The following is a 23384-nucleotide window of genomic DNA, read 5'->3' on the forward strand; positions in this document are numbered from 1 at the left end:
TGTTATTGGTTGATGTGACGAGCGTACCATTTTTGAAAAATATATAGTGACCAAACAGTTGCATGCACATCTTCTGGATTATTTGATAATAACTGTCTTTTAAGTTTTATGATGTTTGCTACATTGAATAACTTTTGGCTTTCAAGAAATTCTTCATCAAAAACACATTTATCAAGATCATCCAACAGCTCATTTCTAAGCCAATGAAGTAAAGGAACTTCGAACCCTTTTTTGGAACGATGATGAAGCTCTTTTGGCAGTATATGTTCAAAAGCATCCTGTAGCACTCTTTTTCTTTGATTTCCTTTTACTTTAAAATTTGTAGGCAATGATCGGGCAAATGCAATCATATCCTTATCAAGAAATGGAACACGAACTTCAAGGCTATTTGCCATTGACATTAAGTCCACCTTTGTCAGCATATCACCGGGCAAAACCATCTGCAAATCAATATCAAGAAATTTGCTTAAGTCAAATGGTTCTTTTAGATGAAATGGATGAATTATGCTTTGAAATGCCCCATCGTCAAGAAGCAATTCGTTGACGTTGTGGTTAAATGAAGCGAGGTGCCAGTATCTTTCAGTAGGGCTAAGTCTTAGAAGTTCGGCATATTTTGATATGCGTCTTGCATTATTGCCAATTTTGGAAGATCTGGATTTAGGAAGGAAGGACAAAAGTGGCGCAAAAGATTTGATCAACGAATTTGATATAGATTTCTTTCGTGATTTATGAAAGGCCAAATGTTTGTAATAGCCGCCAAAAAGTTCATCCGCTCCATCACCTGAGAGTGCTACTTTCATTTTTTTACTTACAAGTTGCGCCAATAGATAAGTTGGAATGGCCGATGAATCAGCAAATGGTTCGTCAATGTAGTCTATAATTTCAGTCAGACTTTCAAGTAGGTCATTGTTAGAAAGAGAAAAAGTGGTGTGATTAGTCTTAAATTTATTTGCGACTAGTTCTGCAAAACCTGTTTCATCGAAGAAAGGATGGTCAGCATATCCAATTGAAAAAGTATTAAGATTAGAATTAAACTTGGATGCCATCGAAACTACAGCTGATGAATCTGTACCCCCACTAAGAAAAGCTCCCAGTGGTACATCGGCTACCATTCTTTTTTGAACAGATTGTTCCATGATGTCGACAAGCTGTGATTTGGCATTATCATATGTATTGTTAAACTCTGCACAATCATCTAACTTCCAATACGAGCCATTCAACACATCCTTTCCTCTAATTTTGATGAAATGTCCAGGAAGCAGTTTCTTCACTCCATCAATCATACTCATCTCATGTGGTAAGTAAGTGAATTGCAAGTAAGAGTGAATACTATGTTTATTGATCGTGCGTGGAACAGGAAAATTAAGTATGGCTTTCATTTCAGAACCAAAAACAAAAAGATCTTCATTCTGATAATAATGAAGAGGCTTTATCCCCATTCGATCTCGAGCTAAAAGTAGAGTTTCATCAATAGAATCGTAAAAAGCGAAAGCAAAAAAACCATTAAGTTTCTCTAAACAATGTTCACGCTCCTTGATGAGAAGATAAAGCAAGACTTCTGTATCTGAACTTGATTTAAAGTTTACTGACAGATTTTTTGCCAAATCTCCATAGTTATAAATTTCTCCATTAAATGCCAAAGTGTACCTACCAGATTGATCTGTCATAGGTTGATTCGCCTTGCTACTTGTATCTATAATTGACAATCGTGTGTGACCCAAGCCAACAGATTTATCGGTAAATGTGGCTTGATGATCTGGTCCTCGTAAACTAAGTGAATCTGTAGCTCTTGCAAGAGATTCGGTTAAATCACGACGATTTGAGAATAGTTTGAAACCTGTTATGCCACACATTATCTAATTATGAATTAGTTCTGGAATCAAACCATTTTTAATCATATACTTTGGAGCTTCAACATGATAATACTTCAATATTGATGGGGCAATTACTCTCAAATCCACTTCTTTTCTTTCTTTGTCTGGATCTTGATTATTTATGTCATAAATAAAAAATGAACCTTCTGGAATATGATATGCTGTCCCACCAGATTGATCATCGATTGCTTTTATTTTCATTCCTAAATCTTCCAAACCTACTTGCCTTCCTTCAAATTTCGCTTCAAATCTTGTCACATTCGGATATCCAAGATCTATGCTAAAGAATATATTATCTTTTCTACGATAAGTAATTTTATCTCCATTAAGAGACAATAGTCTCAAGCGAGTCTCCATTAGATCAGCGTCTCCATTTACAGCAAAATTATATTGAGGATGCATGGCTGTCAATGGCTCCAATTCAACACCTATTGCATCCTGTAACTTATTGAAATCGTCTAAGAAAAGTTCATGCGTAACCATCTCTGCTTTTGTAGCTTCTTGGCCCATACTACTGGCAACAACTAATAGGTACTCTGGGTTTTTTTTAAGGAATTTATGCATAGAAATCAGCATTCTATTCAAGTGATCCATGCAATAGTCAATCTCGAATTTATAACGGTTAATCCATTTTTTTGGAAGATCGTTTTTAGTATAGTCTTCAGGGAATGTAGCGGCCCAATAGCGATGCATTGCAGATGCAACATGATTTGAAAAGAATGTAACAAACTGCGGCTTATTATTCCTTAGGAGTTTTATAAAAAGATCAAATGCTAAAACAGATTGGAAAGTTCTTCTTCTACTTGCCTTCCAGGATGCAAATTTCTCATTTACTAGTTGCTTGAGCGTAATGAGAATGGTTGAAATCCTAAGACCTAATCCTGGTAGAGCAAACATTAATTTAAGTGCACTGCGTTTATCAATGCTTTTATCCACACTCCTTCCAGACCTCCTTGTCATTGCAAGATTAAAAGCTTGAAAAGGCTCTATTTTTTTCGGAAAGGTGGTTGAACCAAGAGCAAATGGATCAGGCACCAGAAATTTGTAATTTTTAAGATCAGAGGGTAACGGATAGGTATGTAGAGAAGCAAATATCCCAGCACTTATATTATGTTGAGTGAGTATTTCCCAAAGAGGTGGATACATCTTATTTCGTTCCGTAAGATCCTCACCAATATCCTTGATCTTATGCTTAGCATTATCTATTCCTCTATAGAATGTCGGCCAGGTAGACCATGGATGAAGTTCACCTTCATCAGTCGATTTGGTAATATATTGTGTTGAGTGATTGAAGATTTGGGCGAGTAGACAGTTTGGATTTTTATCTACATATCTATCATACACTTTATAGGGTAATTCGTTGACCTCAAGTACTATTATTTTTCTCATTAAGCTAAAAGCAGACTTTTCTTCAAAGGTAGATTACTTTTGTCGTTCACTTTATATCTGTGGAACTTCAAGATGTAGTCATAACGCCAATCTACCTTATTTTAATTTTATTGACCGCCTGGTTTTTAAAATCAAGAGTGACAAATAAAACAACGCGAAAATATTTTTTTCCAGCCTTAAGTGTAAAAATATTTGGAGCACTCGTTTTGGGCTTTATTTATCAGTACTATTATCAAGGAGGAGATACCTACAATTATTATTACTGGGGGAGTAAATGGGTATGGGAGGCATTTTTGGATTCTCCGATTCAAGCGCTAGAAATTATTTTCGGATCTTCAGAAACTCACAATCCCGAGTTGTACCAATATACCAGTCGGATGATCTTTTATGATACCGGAGGAGCGGGGTTTGTATCAAGAGTAGCTGGATTCTTCGCATTATTTACTGCAAATACTTACTCTACAATCGCAATCTTTTTTGCACTTATTAGTTTTATGGGTTCATGGTATCTATTTAGTATACTCTCTTACTATCACACTCCTCGAACCAGGTATATAGCCATAGCTCTTTTTTTTTTACCATCGATTATATTGTGGGGCTCAGGCCTTTTAAAAGACACACTTACACTTGGTGGTGTATGCTTTATTGTGGGTGCACTTATAAGATTGATTGCAGACAACCGATTTAAAGCAACGCATCTATCATATATGATTCTTGGGCTGTATATCTTATTTATGACCAAAATCTATGTGCTTTTCTGTCTAATCCCATGTGCGGGAATCATGATATTTCAGAATTTTAAAGTTCAAATTAAACCACGACCACTCAGAATAATTTTGGGACCAATACTTATAGGGACGGCGGTACTAGTTTCTGCTTTTGGAATAAATTTTGTGAATAAAGGGGGGAAATACTCATTGGATAATTTGATTGAAACTGCAGAGGCAACTGCTTGGTGGCATGGATATGTAAGCCAGGAAGAATCTGGCGCCGGTTATACGCTAGGGGATTATGATTATTCGGCAGGAGGTATAGTTAAAAAAATTATTCCGGCCATCAATGTTACACTTTTCAGACCTTATCCATGGGAAGTAAAAAGTGTATTTATGCTCTTTTCATCCTTTGAGAGTTTGATTTTTTTGATTTTAACTGTCTACGTGATGTTCAAAGTCCGATTTAAAGATTTGTATAAAAGATTATCACATCCATTAATCTTAAGCCTTACTGTATTTTCGCTCACTTTTGCATTCGCCATCGGCGCAGTAACTTATAATTTTGGAGCGCTGGTAAGATATAAGGTGCCTATTTTACCACTTTATTTAATTGTGTTGATATTGCTCGCATGGAAAGAAATGCCAGAGAATTTGAAAAAGTAGAAATGAAGTACTATTTGAAGGGGAAAGAAATTCAAGAAAATAGAATGGATAGATGGCTAAACTGTTAATTACAGATTCTGAGTCATTTTTTCAAAGTTCAGTTGCTGATGCTGAATGCATATTGATTTCAAACACTTTCTTTAAAATAATCTCAAGATCTTCTCATTTAAGTGAGAGTGATATTTTTAAAATTAATGATTCATTTATTCAAGAACGGCTATTGAATGAGAATGACTTTTTTAATAAATTAAATGCACTCACTGACGCATCCGCTAATATTCAACATCCATTTATATCAAAAAATCAATCGGGTATAAAGGGAATTGTTGCCACTCTTATGTGGTCATTTGTCGAGAAAAAAAACTTCATTGAAGTCTTACTAAAGCTTTTAGTCTCGGACAATCAATACAAAAAGGTGAAATTGCATTTATCTGAAGTCTATAAGCTACTTGATCTGAAGGATATTAATTCTACTCCCATTGAAAGTACCTTTTTTATCGATAAGAAATTAAGGAGACGAATTACTAGACAGAAAGTGCTAAATAAGGCTTATTTGTTATTTAACCTAAAGAGATATTTAAGCAGTTCATCGGCTAAAATTGCAAAGCGAATTATTTTCCTTGTACAGACAGCAGAGCACCATCACGAGTTATTAAATGAAGTTTATAAGCATTTCCATAAATCTAAAGAAGTAGAACCCATTGTAGTATACTACCCAATGTACCTTGGTGATGATAAAAAGTTTCGAATACACATACCTAAAGGACTTATAACACGGCCCATTCAGGATTTCAGGGGATTGCCGTCTTTTGTAATTCCACGAAAATTTATACAATCAAAAATCAGCCCGGGAGTAATTGATTATCCATCTGTAGAAGCTAACTACACAATGATGAAAAATATGCTTCTTGAATTAGAGCCTGATGTTTGTGTAACTGTGGGATACCAAGATACAGGACGATATTTAGCTGACGTTTGTAGAGCATATGATACACCATCTGTCAGCATTGACTACAGCTTTATTACCAATGATTATACCTTCAATAAGGAAGTCGAATACGATTATAAATGTACAATTTCCAATGCTCAGCAAGAAGTATGGTTAAAGAGAAACGATCCAACACATGAGTTTGAAGTAACGGGCTATCTCAAATATGATAAGGTTAAAGAATCACCTTTGTCCAAGGAGAAATTTATGGGGAAGTATAATTTAGTACCATCCAATAAGACTATTTTTTTCGCAAGCAGCCATGGGTATGATCCTGCCATAAAAAGGAGAATGCTTGCTGAAATATCCCGCTTGTGTATCGAACAAGGATTTAATTTAATTGTTAAAACACATCCCTTAGAGCAAGATGGAATTGCCAAGGAACAGGTAAGGTCTAAGAATCAAATTGTCTTTTCACATTCAGATCTATCAGCAATGGAGTGTGTTTATTATTCGGATATAGTGGTGAGTCCCGGTTCTAGTATTGTGCTTGACGCACTTTACTATGGGAAACCGTATATTACTTTTTCCTATTCCAAGAGTAGAGTAATTACTGATTTTATGGCAATCTCTTCTGAGCCATTTATATTTAAAGCCTTGAATATAGAAGAGTTGAAGCAACAAATAATTCAGCTGGATGATGAGACATTTCTTTCCAAATTGACCGAGAAAATGGATGGGGTAAAAGAAAGGTACCTGTTTAAGACAGATCGCAAAGCATCACAGCGAGTAATTGAGCTTTTAGAAAGAATCATTGGTAAATGAAGGCGGCAGCTTTATTGAAATCATCGGCATTATATGGCATCCTTAATTTTTTGCCGTTAGCATCTCGTTTTGTACTGTTCCCAATTTTTGTAAATTTTCTTAGCCCGTATGATTATGGGGTACTGGGACTGCACTCTACGATGATGCAGTTTTTCCTAATCTTGATGCTTTGCGGTCTTAATAACACTTTGTCGCGTTTTTACTTTAACTATAAGCACAATAGGAAGCAATTAGAGGTATTTTTTTCGACCATTCTAATAACTGTTCTAGTAGTTGGAATCGTAATTTCGCTAACGGCAATTTTCGTTGGCCCGGTCACTTATCCATTTCTTTTTGAAGATTCCAAGTATCTTTTTTTTCCGTATGGCTTATTGTCAGTGATATTCGCATTCACTTTAGCTATTAACGCAGTTATTTTAGTTTTCCTAAGGAATGAAAAAAACTTACGAGCTTATGCCATATTAGCTGGTGGAGCATTTATACTGAGCACCATATCAGAGAGTATAGCAATACTGATACTTAATGCAGATGCCCAGGGAGTGCTTATTGCGAGGCTATTAGGTATCTCTGTAGTCACATTTGGTTTTTTGTTTTACTACCTATCTAAGTTTTCATTTAGTTTTAATATCAATTTTATTAAAGAAACCTCTCTTTATTCTATTTCCCTCCTACCTTACACTTTATTGGGCTTTGCGTATCTTTATTTGGATCGAATAATGATCGAGAATATTCTCTCCGTTGAAAGTCTTGCTATTTATTCTGTTGCATTCACTATCGCGTCAGTTTTAGAGGTTATCATTAATGCTATTGATCAGGCAGTAGTGCCAGAAGTGTTTTCACTGCTCAAAGAAGGACAGATGAAAAACCAGCATAGAATCAATAAAATATTCCGAGTCACTGGCGTTAGCGTTCTTTTTCTTGCTTGCTTGATTTTGGCAGGATCACCATTATTCATATTAAAATTTGTTCCTCCCACTTATGATTTAGCTCTTTCGTTGATTCCAGTTCTTTTGGTTGGTTTCCTGATTCAATTTTATTACGGTCTTTTTAGCAAGTTTCTTTTTTACAGTCAAAAGGCTTCTAAATTTCTGCCAGCTATAAATTTAATAGCAACGATTACAGTTTTTCTTAATATATATTTAATTCCAATGTTAGGACTTCTAGGAGTAGGATTAGTGATGGTAATCACAAGGCTGAGTTTATTACCCCTATCAATGTGGTTCGAAAGAAGATTTATAAAATTTCAATTTCATGTTTCCATAATTAATGCTGGATTCTTATTATTCTCAATTTTAATTGCCCTTAATGTTTTAATTGGACTTAAAGAATCAATCGAGATGGGTTTATACTATTTACCTATTATTATTTTCATGATATTCTCAATGTTATTTGTAGCCAAACACTATAAGGAAATAAAGAAAAGTGGTATGCTTGGGCTTTTAGATAAAATTTAATAAATGAATTGTTTCTTTGAAAGCGAATTTTATAAGCAACACGCTAGTGAACCGCTAGTTATTGTTGATGGAGGAGCCAGAGGCGAACTTTTCCCTCCATTAAGAGGTGTTAAAACGCCCATGAATATACTAGCATTCGATCCTGATGATCACGCTTCGATCATAAGTAATGAAGATGCCTACATTACAATTTTCAAATTCAATAAAGGCCTTTGGAATAATGAGGTACGAATCAAAGTACACATTGCTAAAGATCCGAGTACTTCCTCAGTGTACCCCCCAAATATTGATCTCATTAAATCGTTTGAAGATGCTTATGGCATTGATGTTCGAAGCACTGAATACATTATAGAAGTTGATGGGATTACAATAGACAAAGCAATTGAGGAATCAGATTCAGGAAAGCCTCATTTTATAAAATTGGACATTCATTCTGCTGAGTATGAAGCTCTTGAAGGAGCTAAAAAAGCCCTAAAGGATTCAGTTATGGGCGTTTTAGTTGAAACTTGGCATCAGCCAATACATGAAGGACAGTATTTGCATGCTGATGTAGAGAAGCTTTTGAACGAGAAGGGGTTTTATATATTCGATCAGTACCCAGTAGGAAGATGGGATTTTAAAAAAAATAAGGAAACCATAATTTCCAACAAGCCATGCTATGTATTGTCAGAATCTTTATTTTTTAAATACCCGAATGATTTTATCCTGAAGGAAGAGTTCTTAAAATTTATCGGATTTCTTGATGTCTTTGGTTATACCTCATTGGCGATGAACCTTGTTAGAAGCAATAGTTTACTCAATGCAAGTGAAAAGAAAGCTACTAATCATACTCTTTCAAAACTTGAGCAGCGTAGATATAATTCTAGGAGTGCAAAAAAAATGAGAGTAAAAAATAAGATTAGGTTCATTTTGAGGAAAATAGGAATCTAAAAAAACCTTAATAACTTAATCAATTTGAATTTAATGTTATATGCTGTTTAATTCAGCTCACTTCCTTTTATTTTTCCCATTAGTACTCACATTGTACTATTCTTTGCCAGAAAGATTTCGTTATTGGCTACTTCTAATTGCTAGTTATTACTTCTACATGAGTTGGAAAGCAGAATATGCCCTACTCATATTACTGTCAACGGTTGTTGATTACCAGGTAGGCCTTTCAATGGCCAAAAGCAGCAGCAAAAGAATCAGAAAACGTTTGCTCATGGTGAGTCTTTTCATGAATTTGGGAATTCTATTCTTGTTTAAATACTTTAATTTTTTTAGTGAAAGTGTTCAAGTGATTTTTTCCAAATTGAGTCTGTTTAATGATGCACCAGTCTTTGACCTCTTACTTCCCGTCGGTATTTCATTCTATACCTTTCAAACATTGAGTTATTCAATTGATATTTATAGAGGAAAAACTAAAGTTGAAACTAACTTTTTTCGCTTTGCTCTATACGTATCATTTTTCCCTCAATTGGTGGCAGGACCGATAGAGCGATCAAATAGACTTCTTCCTCAACTATCTAAATCCCATCAGTTCGATTACAATAAAGTTGTTTCAGGGCTAAGGATGGTTTTATGGGGGTTTTTCAAAAAAATAATGATCGCAGATCGTCTAGCAATATTGGTAAACGAGGTATATAATAATCCTGCTGATTACGATGGATTAGGAGTGAGCATAGCAACAATTTTTTTTGCATTTCAGATCTACTGTGATTTTTCAGGTTATTCAGACATAGCAATCGGAATCGCTCGAATGCTGGGTATTGACCTCATGACTAATTTCAGAAGTCCATATTTTTCAAAGAGCATATCTGAATTTTGGTCGCGCTGGCATATTTCCCTGAGTACGTGGTTCAGAGATTATGTTTATATACCTCTTGGTGGTAATAAAGTTGTGAAGTGGAGATGGTACTACAACTTGCTAATTACTTTTTTAATTAGCGGGCTATGGCATGGCTCCAATTGGACTTTTATTTTGTGGGGAGGCATTCATGGGGTATTACTAATCCTTGGCATCCTGTTTACGAACCTGATAGGAAATACTAAAAGCGATTGGATTAAAAGAAAGCTCGGTTTGCCAGTAGTCTTTATTCTTGTAAGCTTCTCCTGGATTTATTTCAGAGCCAATTCGCTCAACGATTCACAAATACTTACATCCTCAATCCTATCATGCAAATGGAGCATTAGTGAATTTTTTGATTTGCAAAATATTTTCAATAATAGTTCGGATATCTACCTCTCTTTCTTTCTCATTGGTTTCTTACTATTTGTTGAATTAACCGAACAAAAAGGGACGACTATAGTGGAAAGAGTAGGGAGGTATTCACCATTAGTTCGATGGACTATCTATTTGCTGGTTTGCTTAGCAATAATTTATAAAGGTGTCTACCAAAATCAAGAATTTATTTACTTTCAGTTTTGAAATGGAGATTCGTTTTACTTTAAAGTCAATTGGATTTATTGTCATCTTAATGGTGCCGGTGTTTTGGGTTGCCAGCTTTGATAAACATGTTTTAGAACCTGAAAATATTAATTTATCAAGGATTATAGATGCCAGAAATCATTTGGAACTAGACTACTTGGTGGTTGGAAATTCCTATGGCTATTCCTCACTGTATCCTCCGTTATTTGATTCACTTGAAATCGATATTTACAACTATGGTACCCCCGGCGCCGGTGTACTGATGTATGAATTGATGATAAATGACTTTTTGAATTGTTTAGGTGGAAAGACCTCAAATGTAATACTTACTATTTCCCCAACGATTTTTTCGGTTGGTGGTGATGATTGGGGTGCCAACCCTTATCATCGCTATTTAAACTGTCCTCAATCCTCCGCTAAAATGTTGATTGAAGATCTGAATCTGGAAAAACTTTTAAAAGCTACTCAATCAGGGTTTGTAAGAGGACTTTTCTATTTACGTTCAAATGAAAGATCCAACCACTCTGAAATATTAAATGCAAGTGAGGATTATAAAGGATTCTACCATAGGTACGATACATTTTCAACAAAATACTACCAGGAGAATAAGCATTTATACCAAAAATATTTGGATGACAACTTTAAAGATAGAAGCAGAGAAAGGTTAATTAATATTCTATCCTCACTTAAGAAAAGAGGTATTAACCCAATTGTTATTGAGACGCCAACCAATAAACTCACAGATTTTTTTAACGAAGAATTTCTGTCAGAATATTCGAATACTTTGGATGAAATTGAAAGAAAAGGATACAAATTGGTTCGAAACAAACTTTATCTTGATTCGACATACTATCGGGATATTGATCATGTGAACTATTTTGGAGCATCAGTTTTTACAGCCAACTTGATAAATATGCTTGGTCTTGAGAATTTAGATTGAAAAATAGAAAACTTTACAAATTTGATGGACACCCAAAAGCGATACAAATCCAGTACTTTACTTTTGTAATTGAGATAATTGTATGAAAGTCATATGCCATCTAAACAATACATAACGACCCAAATTAAATGCTATACTGAGAATCTCAATGATTTGTTTCATTTCAAGTCGAGTAGTATCAAGAACAAGGATAAAAATCTAATTACTGAACTTTCCCGACAAGGCTTTACAGTTATTGAAAATTTTCTCTCGGGAGAAGAATGTGGATTGATCTCAAAAGAGATCGATTCAATCATAAAGAATCGCAACAAGGAAATTTGGAAAGACACTCATGCATCTGATCATCGAATATTTGGCGCTGAGATCATCTCAGAATCAATATTAGAATTCCACTCCAATGAGCGATTAAAAACACTAGGAGAGGCATATCTTAATACACCACTTGTCAACTATATGACTCTTGGTGCAAGACTTGAAGCAAAAACTATGAATAAAGGATCAGGAGGTGGCTGGCACAGAGACAGTACATATGAACACCAATTCAAAAGCATTGTTTATTTGTCAGATGTAGAAGAAAAAAACGGACCATTTCAATATGTAAATTGCTCGCATAGAACCAGAAGTGTGTTGAAAACCATAGGAATTGGCACCAACAATAACCGATATTCAAATGAAGAGATTGAGGAGTTCATTCGAAGACAAAACCTAAAGCTGACAACCTTTACTGCAAGAAGGGGTACGGTGATTCTAGTAGATACAAAAGGTCTGCATCGAGGCATGCCAATAGAATCGGGTACCAGATATGCTTTAACTAATTATTATGTCGGATCTTATAAGAAAGATCGATTTCATACCTACTTCAAAGATCTTTTAATAAAGAAATAAGGTGCTTTTTAATTCTACCCAATTTCTGGTTTTCTTTCCAATAGTTCTGTCGCTCTATTTCCTATTAAGGCAGCGTGGACGATTATGGTTATTGTTATTAGCAAGCTATTATTTCTACATGTGTTGGCAGCCAAAATATGTAGTATTGATTCTCATATCTACTATCATTGACTATGTAGCTGGTCTATGGATGGGTAAACTTGCAAGTAAGAAAAAAAGACTACCATTGTTGATCCTTAGCCTATCGGTAAACCTGGGTTTACTTTTCTTTTTCAAATACTTCAATTTTTTCAATGAGGTGTTGCTAGATTTTGCGTCATTGTTTAGAATACCCTTTTCACCTTCCTTGCATAAGTTACTTTTACCAGTAGGTATTTCATTTTACACCTTTCAGACGCTTTCATACAGCATAGATGTTTACAGAGGGAAGCTTAATCCCGAAAAAAGTTTTTTGAAGTTTGCGGTGTTCGTGTCCTTCTTTCCTCAACTAGTAGCAGGTCCAATCGAAAGAGCTTCAAACCTGATCCCTCAATTTTCTGAGGAATACAGTTTTGATAAGGAAAGAATCATTAACGGGTTGCAATTAATTTTATGGGGTTTCTTTAAAAAAATTGTAATTGCAGACAGAATAGCAATAATTGTTGACTCTGTTTATGCTAACCCACACGATTTTTCCGGAGGGTATTTTGCTTTAGCAACTTACTTATTCGCAATCCAAATATATTGTGATTTTTCAGGCTACTCAGACATTGCTATTGGTACCGCACGGATAATGGGATTTGATCTAATGACCAATTTCAAAAAGCCCTATTTTGCCATATCCATAAAAGAATTTTGGTCCAAATGGCATATATCACTCTCTACCTGGTTTAGAGATTATGTCTACATTCCACTAGGAGGAAATAGGGTTAGCAAGTTTTCATGGTATAGAAACATTGTTATCACTTTTGTAGTCAGCGGCATATGGCATGGAGCCAATTGGACATTCATAGCATGGGGTTTTTTGCATGGATTTTATTTGCTTATAGAAACTGTTTTTTCGAGTAAACGTATAAAACTCCCTTCTCTTATCAGAGGAATAATAACTTTTCATCTAATACTCTTAGCATGGGTTTTCTTTCGATCTAACTCAATTGGAGATGCAGTCTACATACTCAAAAATACATTCGTTTCATGGGAGATAATAGACTATAGCTTATTAAGAATAACCGAACAAAAGTATTGGTTTGTAATTGTAGCTACTTTGATATTTATCGTTGTGGAAGCAATCGATGAAAAATGGAATGTGAGTATGAAGATTCGTAATTTAGGAAGAGCAGTGCGTCCAATTCTATATTTAGGGATGTTAATTGTAATTATGTTATTTGGAGTTTGGGATAGTAGCAGCTTTATCTATTTTCAATTTTAAGAATGAAAAAAGGTCTCTTTGTATGTGGTTTTTTTTGTCTGATTTTGTTCGTGATTACAAAGTACGATTCAGCAGTCAATTCTGTGGCAAAAAGAAATTATACTTATGGGAATCTGTATGATTTTTCTAAAATCAAGCATTTTCGATTTGTGATGCCACCGAAGAATTTGGATAGCTCATGGATAGTCACAAATCACGACGATGCTGATATTATTTTAATAGGTGATAGCTTTTCTGAAACCAGCTTTGGACATCCCGTATTGCCACAATTAATAGGGAAGAGATTTAACAAAAAAGTATTCCTGCTTCTATATAAAGATTTATATCTGGAATTACCCGACCTTTCGAAAGCAAACATGGAGGGCAAAACAGTAATATATGAATCTACAGAAAGGTTTCTTGTTGAAAGATTTACTAATCCAAGGTTCTACAACACTTCTGCACCTTTGAAAGAAGAACTAATTCAGATCGTAAAAAAGGTCTATGGAAATATGTTTGTGAATGCAGAGCGTAACTATAATTATTTCATTGATCATAATGTATTACTGAATAAGTGGGGTATCAATGAAGTATGGGCAACCCTAAGGTTTGATTTATCATATATAACACCTCCAACGACTCCACGATTTTCAATCGACCCTCCAATGCTATTTTATCACGAATCTGTCAATTTCTTTTACAACCAGATTGACTCACTTAAAATGTTAAATACAGTGAAGGGTTTGAAGAGTTTATTTAACAATATTAAAAGGAAGGGTGCCAATCCGATACTTCTGACCATCCCAGAAAAATATACAATATATCATGATTTAGCAGGCGAAAAGATGGATAATACCTTCCTGGCAAACCTCCACAGCTCACTTCGAAATAATGGAGTTAATTATGTCTCAATTTATGATACGCTATTAAAAAGTGATGAAATCTACTATTGGCCTGCCGATACACATCTAAATGTTGAAGGCTATCAGCTTATTTTGAATGAGCTTAGTAAAGTATTATGAACCTTAGTATAATAATACCTACATACAAGAGGGAATCAATCCTGAAAGAAACGGTGCTTACGATTTTGAATTTTTATCCGAAAGAAAAATTTGAAATCAAGATCGTCAATGATGACAATGGAGCTCCGTTGGAATTAGAATTTGATGATGAAAGAGTTGAAGTGTTACAAAATCAAGCTAAGGGAGCAGCAGCAGCTAGAAATTTAGGAGTAAAACATGCTGCAAAAAGCAATCTACTTTTCATTGACGATGATATTGTGATCACAGAAGACCACTTACAAAATCATTTGAATACCCTTTCTGAATATCCAAATGGCATAGTCACAGCCAATCGAAAAGAAAGACAAGATCTAATTGACCTTTTTAGTAAAACTTCATTTGGGCGCTATAAGTACAAACACGATTATATCTGGCATGAAGGTTTTGTGAAAGGAAAAATCAGTGATCGGTATTCTTACATTGATGGTGCTGCTACCTTTAGTTGTAGTATGAGGAAGTCAACATTTGAAGTATTAGGAGGTTTTGATGAAAAATTTCCATATGCCGGCAGTGAAGACTATGATCTGTTTGAGCGCGCCAAAAAACAAGGCCATAAACTCATATTTGATACCCAAAACATTTGCTACCATAACGAACCCTACAACGCAGAAATGTCCATTTGGATGAATCGTCATTATAGGGGAGTAGCAAGTTTTATTTTACTATGTGAAAAGCATCCAGAATTAAAGCAGAGCAGTCGCTATACACTTTACCAGCCAATTACTAAAAAGGATACTTTTGGTGAAGTACTCTTTAAAACTAAGGCGAGTTTCTTAGGAACTCGCATGGGACGCTTTTTTACTGACGGTATAATTTGGGTTGCAGAAAAATCAAATTTATCTGACAGATTAATGTCCAAATTATATAACGCAAGATTTATAAGTGCAGTAAAGAAGGGATTTAAGGATTTTAACTATCTAATCGAGTCATGATGCCACGAGTATCAGTCATTATTCCAGTATATAACGGAGAGAACTTTATTAGTGAAACGATTAATTCTGTTTTAAAGCAGTCATTTAAAGATTTTGAGATCATACTCGTCGATGATGGCTCAAAGGATAACACGAAAAAGATTCTAGAGTCATTTTCTGATCAAAGACTAAAAGTCTTGCACATCGAAAATCGAGGAGTTTCAAATGCGCGTAATGTTGGATACAAAGAAAGTAAAGCTGATTTTCTCGCTTTTTTGGACGCAGATGATCTCTGGTTACCTGAGAGATTATATGAAACAGTAGCGTACTTAGATGCACATATAGAAGTTGGACTAGTCCATACCCACATGGCTGTAATAGATGAGAATAGTAAAGAAAATGGAGATGTTTATGCTGGAAAAGAAGGTGATATTTTGGAAGATTTACTTCTTTGGAACGGATGTTGTATACCCGCTCCAAGCAGTATTCTGATGAGAAGAGAAGTCTTGGAAAATATTGGTTTATTTGATACAAATCTATCTACCGCGGCGGATCAGGAGATTTTTTTCAGAATCGCTAACCAATACAAGATAGGTATGGTAAGTAAAGTGCTAGGGTTATACCGAATTCATGGAGAAAATATGCACTTAAATATTGTTCGCATGGAAAAAGAACACATATATGCCTACAATAAAGCATTTAAACTAGATCTCTATAAGAATAGAAGTTTCAAAAGAAAGTGTTATTCTAATATGTATATGATACTTGCCGGTAGCTATTGGGTTCAAGGGGCAAATAAAAAGCGCGCAATCATCATGATTATGAAATCACTACAGTCTGATTTTAGCAACGTGATGCGAAAATTATTAAAAAAAATATTGTGAAAAAGGCTGTCGTATACATTTACAATAGTTTTAAAGATCCGCTCTTTCAATCCAACATGTTGCTATATCTCTTGGATGCTAATAAAGAACTTGATTATTCATTTGCTTTAATAACATACGAGCAATCGGAGTTTGCAATTTCCAAAGCAGAAAAGAAAGAGTTAAAGAAAGAATTGAAGGAAAGGAATATTTATTGGATCCCATTGAGATGGCATTCAGGCAAACTCAAATTAATCAAGAAAACCTGGGATGCCCTGTACGGTCTGTTGATAATCTTAAAGTACAGATTGTTAGGATACAATCGCATAGTTTCCCTCGGAACAGTTTCAGGGAGTTTTGCATATATCTATTCTGTATTATTTAGAATGAGGCACTACCTCTATCAGTACGAACCTCACAGCGAATTTTTAAAAGACATGGGAATCTGGAGTGAGAGATCGTTGAGTTTTCAAGTATTAAACTGGCTTGAAAAAAGGTCTGGCTTGTATACAGAAGTTATTGCTACAGGTACGATCCATATGATGAACAGACTACATAAAATGGGATCGAAGGCGCAAGTTTTCAAGATTCCAAGCTGCGTCAACGATCAGTTATTCAGTTTTTCGAAAGAAAATAGAAGCCAAATAAGAGAATCCCTGCAAATTGTTGATCGAAAAGTTTTGATCTATGTAGGCAAATTTGGAGGTATTTATTTCGATCAGGAGGTATTTAAACTATGCAAGAGCATTTTGGAGAGAGATCCAACATTCTTTTTTCTCTTTTTGACTCCAAACGATCAAGATACGATAAAAAGTAATTTCAAACAAGTTGGTATTAGTGAAAAGAACTACTATGTGAGTCTTGTACCCTATAATGAGGTATACAGATATATTTCAGCAAGTGACATAGGGTTGGTATCTGTACCACCATTGCCCTCTCAAAAATTTCGATCCCCAATCAAAGTAGGTGAATATCTCTGCTGTGGAATTCCATACATTGTATGTAAAGGCGTATCTGAAGATGATGAATATGCAAAAAAAGAGGGAGTTGGGGTTGTTTTAGACAATTTCGAAGAAGTCAATATCGAAAAGCAGTTTGTCGAAATTGAAGATCTTATGAAAACGGATAGCCGTATATTGAGACAAAAATGCAGAAGCGCGGGCTTACAATATCGAGGTTTTTCAAAACTTAGATTTGTCAGCTTAAACGCTTTTAAGTCATTGTAGAGAGATATTTTGAAAAGGTTCCTTGTACATACTTTTTGTTTTGCTTCTAGCCTGATGGGATTCAGTCAATTAAGTTTTACTGTCGATGAAGAGTACTGTCGAGAGGAGTCTGTTACAGCGCTAAATACATCTACCGGATTTAGCAACTATGAATGGGATTTTTGCCTGAATGATATTGAGCTTGGGACCGTAAGCTCAACTACAGCAATCAACATTCCGGCTCTATCAAATCCAATAGGTTTTTGGATTGGAAGAGATAATGGTAATTGGTACGCGTTTATTGTCAACAATACACAAAATGAATTGTATCGATTGGACTTTGGCTCAGACTTATTTTCCACTCCAACATCAACTAACCTGGGAAATCCAGGAGATTTATTTAATGGACCTGGAAGAATCGACATAATACAAATCGATGGGAACTGGTATGGTGTTGTAGCCTATTTTTCCTTTGGTTCTGAAATTACACTACTTGATTTTGGTAGTTCATTGAGCAATATACCGACAGCTAGCTCATTAGGTAATTTTGGCTTGAGCAGAACATTAACACCTCGTGTAATTATGCAAGGGACTGACATATTGCTAGTATTGGGGTATTATGATGGAAATTCCATATTCATTGCTAACTACGGCAATTCATTTGGCAATATACCAACGACCACAACCCATGCTGTTTCGATGCTAACAAAGCCTCGAGGAATTGATATTGTTAAGGATTCAGATGGAAATTGGATAATTTTTGCTACAACAGAAAATACCCAAACTATTCATGAAATTAGTTTCGGGACCGATATTACATCGGCACCCGTTTCGGAAGAAATTCATACTATTGGATTATTTAATAATCCAACCACAATAGATCTTATTCAAGAAGGGAGTCAATTTTATGCGTTTGTTTCAAACTTTTCATTCGATGGTACACTCGTTGATTTTAATAATTTAACATCAAGTCCTACCAGCAGCTCACAAACACACATATCACGTACATCATCCACATCATTTATTCGTCAAAATGGACAATCTACAATTATAGGAGTTACCACTTCTGACAATCTAAACCTTTCAAATTACTCTTATGATTGCATTGCCCTCCCTTATTCAAATCTCGAAAATCCATCGTCAATAAGTTATTCAACAGAAAATGAGTATAGGATAGAATTAAGATCCGAAGAAAATAACGAAGTAATCACAATTGAAGATACAATCACTATTTTAGGGATGACAGCACCTTCAATCTCCTTCACCTCAGACAATGTTTGTATCAACTCACTTGTGAATTTCTCACCTTCCAATACTGGCTTAACATTATATGAATGGGATTTCAATGGAGATGATATTGTTGATGTGACCGATATGACAGGAGCCGCTCAATCCTTTGATTATTCTGGACTAGGAACAGGTACTTACACCGCACGATTAGATGTTTCTGACGGAACGTGCAACAACTTTTTCGAACAAGAAATTACCATTTATGATCCGCCGCCCGCACCATCTTACACGTATTCTTCGGTACGTACTTGCATCAATGCAGACTTTACATTCACTAATATCACAGCGGATGGAGCGTATGCTGGTCCATTACAATACCTGTGGGAATTTATCGATGAACCCTCCGGTACAATTGTAGCCACAGCTACGACAAAAGATGCAGTTTATGCTTTTGAAACTGCAGGGGAAAAGACAGTCAGACTTACTTCGAGTATACCTGGTTGCACTGAAGTTACCGAGCAAACGCTGATGATAACCCCTGGCCCTACTGCAGACTTTTTTGCTGCTTCAGTTTGTCAGAATGAAGCCATGGATTTTACCAATACAAGTACGGATGCCACTGCTTACAGCTGGAATTTTGGTGATGGATTCATGTCTACAGCTACTAACCCTAGCCATGTATTTACAGGAGCTGGAAATTTCTTCGTAACCCTCACTGCTTTTGACGCAGAAGGCTGTGAAGATACAGAGGTTATAGAAGTAGCGATCTCAGATAGTCCTCAGATTAGTTTTAACTTTGATATCCCATGCACCTCGTCTGACGGAATCCAATTTTTTGATCTTACCACAGTAGATAATGCAGATTTGGTTACCTGGACATGGTTTGTAGATGATGTGGAAGTGTCTAATCAGCAAAGCCCACAAATAACCTTTAGTAGCACAGGAGTAAAGAATATTAGATTGGATGTTCAGAGTTCCAATGGTTGCGAATCTTCCTACAACGAAGATATTGAGGTATTAGCCTCACCTGCTCCAGACTTTACGATAGACTTAGGCTGTCAGGGAGAAACATCATCATTTACAGATAATACTTCAGCTACTGGTAATCCGATTGTGTCTTGGTTATGGACGGTGGATGGCACCAACTATGGCACACAAGATATAAGTCATCTATTTACTGATGCAGGAACTTACGATGTTACACTTGAGGTGACAGGCCAAAATTTTTGTTCAGAAGCCATCACTAAATCTGTGGAAATAGTAGAACTCCCAACTGTCAGCTTTGCAATTCAAGGAGAATGTGACAATCAATTGATAAGGGCGTCAGATCAATCCACAGTTTCAGCGGATCCTGTCATCTCACGCAGGTGGATGCTCGATGGTGAAAATGTAGGCAATGGTACAGAATTAATCTTGTCAGAGTTAGCAGATGATACTTATGTACTTTCACTCGAGTTAGAAACTCAGGAAGGATGTATTATCAGCGCATCACAAGCATTGATCATTAATGAAGCTCCTCAGTCATCATTTACGAGCTCGAGAACTTATGGTGTTCCTAATGATCAACTCACATTTACCAATACTTCGATAGGAGGAGTATCCTATCAATGGCTATTAGATGGTTTACCGAGAAGCACAAATCCACAATCCGAACCAATTACTTTTACAGAGTCAGGTACCTATAACGTGAGTCTGGTTACACAAAATAGTCTGGGATGTAATGACACCACACATCAAGAAATCCTGATAGCTATTCCAGAAGTTGACTTGGCAATTGGAAGTTTTGAATTAGTTAGTGAGAACAACGTAGGAAGAATCTTCTTAGAAGTGCAAAACTTCAGTAATCTACCTGTAGAAATAATTGATGCTCAAATCGTTTTGGAAAACACCTTTACGATTAGCGAACAAATAATAAGTTTTATTGATATAGGAGAATCAAGATTGGTCAACCTCAATGTCGGCATTCCATTAAATATTTCAGAGCCATCGTATTTCTGCGTTAAGTTATCATCGCAATACTCAGAATATCAAGATTTAGACCCAGTCAATAACGAAAAGTGTATTACGATCGAACCAGTGATTAAGGTTGAAGATCCATTCCCCAATCCAGTTAGAGATCAATTTAGACTGAAATTAATCGTTAATGAAAGCGGTGCTGCCAACATCTCATTAATTAATTCCGCTGGGAAAATTCAGATTAATAACGTAGAACCCGTTTCAAAAGGGCTAAATAACTTCTTTATTGATATGAGCCTACTAGATCCAGGAATCTATTATGTCACAGTAGATGTCCTAGGTACAACTCACAAAAGAAAAGTCATTAAACTTTAATTCTGAACAGTCGTTAGGGTCTTTTGTCAATTAATTGTTAAAGGTTTGTAGTTTATTTGAATGGTCGCCAGAATTTTTATTAATAGTATTAATTTTGCGACAAATAAAATTCTGTCATATGATGAGTGATGGGATGTTATACTTAAGAATGAATTTTATCCATGTGGATTACCGCCTTAACGGACCATTATGACCACAAAAAATCCTAAACACACATGAAAATACAATCATCGCGTATTAAGCTGGACAAGATCGACAGAAAGATTCTTGACATCCTACAGTCAAACGCAAAAATCACCAATGCCCAACTTTCAAAAGACATTGGGTTGTCTCCAGCTCCTACATTGGAGCGAGTAAAAAAACTAGAAACTTCCGGAATAATTAAGAGCTATCATGCAAAGCTGGATACTGATAAAGTAGGACTTGGAGTACACACGTTTGTGCAAGTTTCTTTGAAAGGTCATAACAAGAAAAATATTGATGCTTTCATCAATGAAATAAGCGCAATTCCAGAGGTAATCGAATGTCACCATATTACTGGCTCAGGCGATTTTATTCTGAAAATCATATCAAGTGACATACAATCCTATCAAAAATTGATGCTAGAAAAGGTATCAGAAATTGAGGTGGTTGATGGCTTGCAATCCATGATAATACTCTCTACTTTCAAGGACAGCAAAGTAATGCCTGTACCTGAAAATGAGTAATAATCAAATTTTATCTCAACCAAAGGTTGACCAGATCATTCGCAGGATCGCGTATCAAATTTATGAGAATAACATGAATGAAGAGGTGGTGCTTGTTGGAGTTGATTCGGGGGGTAAGAAACTGGCCGATCAAATCAATGAGACGCTTGGTGAGATTGCCGGTAAAAAATCGATTTGTCACACCATTTCTCTTGACAAAGAAAATCCGTTGAATAAAGACATCCTCATAGATGGGGATGTAACCGATTTAAAAAATAAAACCGTCATCCTTTGTGATGATGTGCTGAATAGCGGAAGAACATTAGCCTATAGCCTTACAAAACTGCTGACACTTAAGGTAAAAAAAGTAGAAACCGCCGTTTTGGTTCTCCGCACACATGGTAGATTTCCGATTTACGCGAATTATAAAGGATACGAACTGTCTACTACTATCAAAGAACATGTAGAAGTACGAATGGGCGATGGCGTGTATTTATCATAAATAAACCCCAACAATAACTTGCCGGGGTTTCACAGTTAGTAACCAAAATCAACTCATCTACTTACGGTACCTGTCGGAAAAGAAGCCAACACATTGTTATCAATACTGTATGGATTTCCTGAAAGTGTTGAAGGAATCGCACCCGCGAGCGGCTTCAGAGTAAAAGGAGCAGTGCTATTGTCTGGGTCTGGTTCAATTGAAATAACAGCAGTAGTCCCTCTTAAGTCTGTTGGAAAGGTTAATCCTGCCGGAGCATTATTTAAAAAGTCTTCACCAGGATAGCTCGGCCCACCATTAGCACCACTAAATGGCGCAGCTTCATCCGCTACCAAAGGATCAGTAAATGTTCCTGTGGTTACAGGTGTCCCAGCAATAACCACCCAGCCTTCATATTTCCATCCTTCAGAAAGTTCAGGTAAGTCCAGTCCCGCTACTGCAGAACCAGAACTATTATCTAAAAACCAAATACCACTAAATTCTTCGTTTGCAGCACCGGTCCCGGTAGGTGCTGCTATGATATACTTACCTGTTGCATTGTCAAAGGCTGTGCCAATCGTAGAGGTAGCTAAGCTGGCAGAACTGCCATCGAATGCACCGGCTAAAATCTTGGTCGCAGCTGGCGCAGGGTCTGTATCCGGTACTGGCTCAATTGAAAGAACAAACATTGTTGCTGATTCAAGATTACTACTTTCTACTTCAAAAGTCGTTGCAGAAAGATTTCCACTTCCATCGACTGTAAATGTTCCTGTTGAAACTGGTGAACCATCTACTATTACCCATCCTTCGTAAGCGAAATCACCGCCAAGATCTTCAAGACCGCCTATTGATACAGTGAGATTTGATATCGAAGGTCCGTTTTCATCGTCATCGCTACAGCTTGTGAATATTAAACCCACAGCTGCCAGCATTACAAATAATTTTTTCATTTAGCGTTCATTTTTGTTTGATACAAATCAACGGATGAGATGTTGTGAAAGAATCACATAGAATTAACATTTTTAAATTGATTGTTTCATTTATGTAGGTCACAGATATTCAATAAGTTGTGAATTGAAATGCGATGGTCTGAGCTGACGTAATATGACGCGCGGAATACCATTGTTGTGTTTTACAACCTGTTTGTGATACTT

General features: G+C 35.9%; 18 protein-coding genes. 15 read left to right on the forward strand and 3 right to left on the reverse strand.

Going from position 1 to position 23384, the window contains the following annotated elements; genetic code table 11:
• Window positions 1–2: 2 nt before the first annotated feature.
• Complete coding sequence (asnB, locus tag ABJG98_RS15070; RefSeq protein ID WP_348280368.1) at window positions 3–1853, reverse strand: asparagine synthase (glutamine-hydrolyzing); 1851 nt, start codon at window positions 1851–1853, stop codon at window positions 3–5.
• Window positions 1854–1856: 3 nt separating this feature from the next.
• Window positions 1857–3263, reverse strand: coding sequence for a hypothetical protein (locus ABJG98_RS15075; protein ID WP_348280369.1), 1407 nt, complete (start codon window positions 3261–3263; stop codon window positions 1857–1859).
• 137 nt (window positions 3264–3400) lie between these two features.
• On the opposite strand from ABJG98_RS15075, the gene ABJG98_RS15080 reads away from it, so the two are divergent.
• From ABJG98_RS15080 to ABJG98_RS15150, 15 genes are all read left to right on the forward strand, one after another.
• Window positions 3401–4639 (forward strand): hypothetical protein, encoded by a 1239-nt coding sequence (locus ABJG98_RS15080; RefSeq protein ID WP_348280370.1) that lies wholly within the window; start codon window positions 3401–3403, stop codon window positions 4637–4639.
• A 52-nt stretch (window positions 4640–4691) separates the two neighbouring features.
• Complete coding sequence (locus tag ABJG98_RS15085) at window positions 4692–6392, forward strand: CDP-glycerol glycerophosphotransferase family protein (protein ID WP_348280371.1); 1701 nt, start codon at window positions 4692–4694, stop codon at window positions 6390–6392.
• Complete coding sequence (locus ABJG98_RS15090; protein WP_348280372.1) at window positions 6389–7846, forward strand: oligosaccharide flippase family protein; 1458 nt, start codon at window positions 6389–6391, stop codon at window positions 7844–7846. Before ABJG98_RS15085 ends, ABJG98_RS15090 begins: the two co-directional genes overlap by 4 nt.
• Window positions 7847–7849: 3 nt before the next feature.
• Complete coding sequence (locus tag ABJG98_RS15095) at window positions 7850–8776, forward strand: FkbM family methyltransferase (protein WP_348280373.1); 927 nt, start codon at window positions 7850–7852, stop codon at window positions 8774–8776.
• Window positions 8777–8933: 157 nt separating this feature from the next.
• On the forward strand, window positions 8934–10253 hold the full coding sequence (locus tag ABJG98_RS15100) for an MBOAT family O-acyltransferase (RefSeq protein ID WP_348280374.1): 1320 nt from the start codon (window positions 8934–8936) through the stop codon (window positions 10251–10253).
• 1 nt (window position 10254) lies between these two features.
• Window positions 10255–11193, forward strand: coding sequence for a hypothetical protein (locus ABJG98_RS15105; protein ID WP_348280375.1), 939 nt, complete (start codon window positions 10255–10257; stop codon window positions 11191–11193).
• Between the two features lie 93 nt (window positions 11194–11286).
• Window positions 11287–12078, forward strand: coding sequence for a phytanoyl-CoA dioxygenase family protein (locus ABJG98_RS15110; RefSeq protein ID WP_348280376.1), 792 nt, complete (start codon window positions 11287–11289; stop codon window positions 12076–12078).
• A gap of 145 nt (window positions 12079–12223) precedes the next feature.
• Complete coding sequence (locus ABJG98_RS15115) at window positions 12224–13486, forward strand: MBOAT family O-acyltransferase (RefSeq protein WP_348280377.1); 1263 nt, start codon at window positions 12224–12226, stop codon at window positions 13484–13486.
• A gap of 2 nt (window positions 13487–13488) precedes the next feature.
• Window positions 13489–14487, forward strand: a complete 999-nt coding sequence (locus ABJG98_RS15120) for an SGNH/GDSL hydrolase family protein (protein WP_348280378.1) — start codon at window positions 13489–13491, stop codon at window positions 14485–14487.
• Window positions 14484–15458 carry a glycosyltransferase gene (locus ABJG98_RS15125; protein WP_348280379.1) on the forward strand — a complete coding sequence of 325 codons (975 nt, stop codon included), beginning with the start codon at window positions 14484–14486 and terminating at the stop codon, window positions 15456–15458. Before ABJG98_RS15120 ends, ABJG98_RS15125 begins: the two co-directional genes overlap by 4 nt.
• A complete protein-coding gene (locus ABJG98_RS15130) occupies window positions 15458–16321 on the forward strand; it encodes a glycosyltransferase (protein ID WP_348280380.1) in 864 nt (287 codons plus the stop codon). The genes ABJG98_RS15125 and ABJG98_RS15130 overlap by 1 nt, the downstream gene beginning before the upstream one ends.
• Window positions 16318–17526: a hypothetical protein gene (locus ABJG98_RS15135; RefSeq protein WP_348280381.1), complete on the forward strand. Its 1209-nt coding sequence runs from the start codon at window positions 16318–16320 to the stop codon at window positions 17524–17526. The genes ABJG98_RS15130 and ABJG98_RS15135 overlap by 4 nt, the downstream gene beginning before the upstream one ends.
• Before the next feature lie 9 nt (window positions 17527–17535).
• Window positions 17536–21066: a PKD domain-containing protein gene (locus tag ABJG98_RS15140; RefSeq protein ID WP_348280382.1), complete on the forward strand. Its 3531-nt coding sequence runs from the start codon at window positions 17536–17538 to the stop codon at window positions 21064–21066.
• A gap of 215 nt (window positions 21067–21281) precedes the next feature.
• Complete coding sequence (locus tag ABJG98_RS15145; RefSeq protein WP_348280383.1) at window positions 21282–21773, forward strand: Lrp/AsnC family transcriptional regulator; 492 nt, start codon at window positions 21282–21284, stop codon at window positions 21771–21773.
• Window positions 21766–22254 carry a phosphoribosyltransferase domain-containing protein gene (locus ABJG98_RS15150; protein WP_348280384.1) on the forward strand — a complete coding sequence of 163 codons (489 nt, stop codon included), beginning with the start codon at window positions 21766–21768 and terminating at the stop codon, window positions 22252–22254. Before ABJG98_RS15145 ends, ABJG98_RS15150 begins: the two co-directional genes overlap by 8 nt.
• Window positions 22255–22307: 53 nt before the next feature.
• On the opposite strand, the gene ABJG98_RS15155 is transcribed toward ABJG98_RS15150, so the two are convergent.
• A complete protein-coding gene (locus tag ABJG98_RS15155; protein ID WP_348280385.1) occupies window positions 22308–23180 on the reverse strand; it encodes a hypothetical protein in 873 nt (290 codons plus the stop codon).
• Window positions 23181–23384 lie beyond the last annotated feature (204 nt).

Origin of the sequence: Ekhidna sp. (assembly GCF_039960695.1) — a bacterium.
GTDB lineage: Bacteria > Bacteroidota > Bacteroidia > Cytophagales > Cyclobacteriaceae > Ekhidna.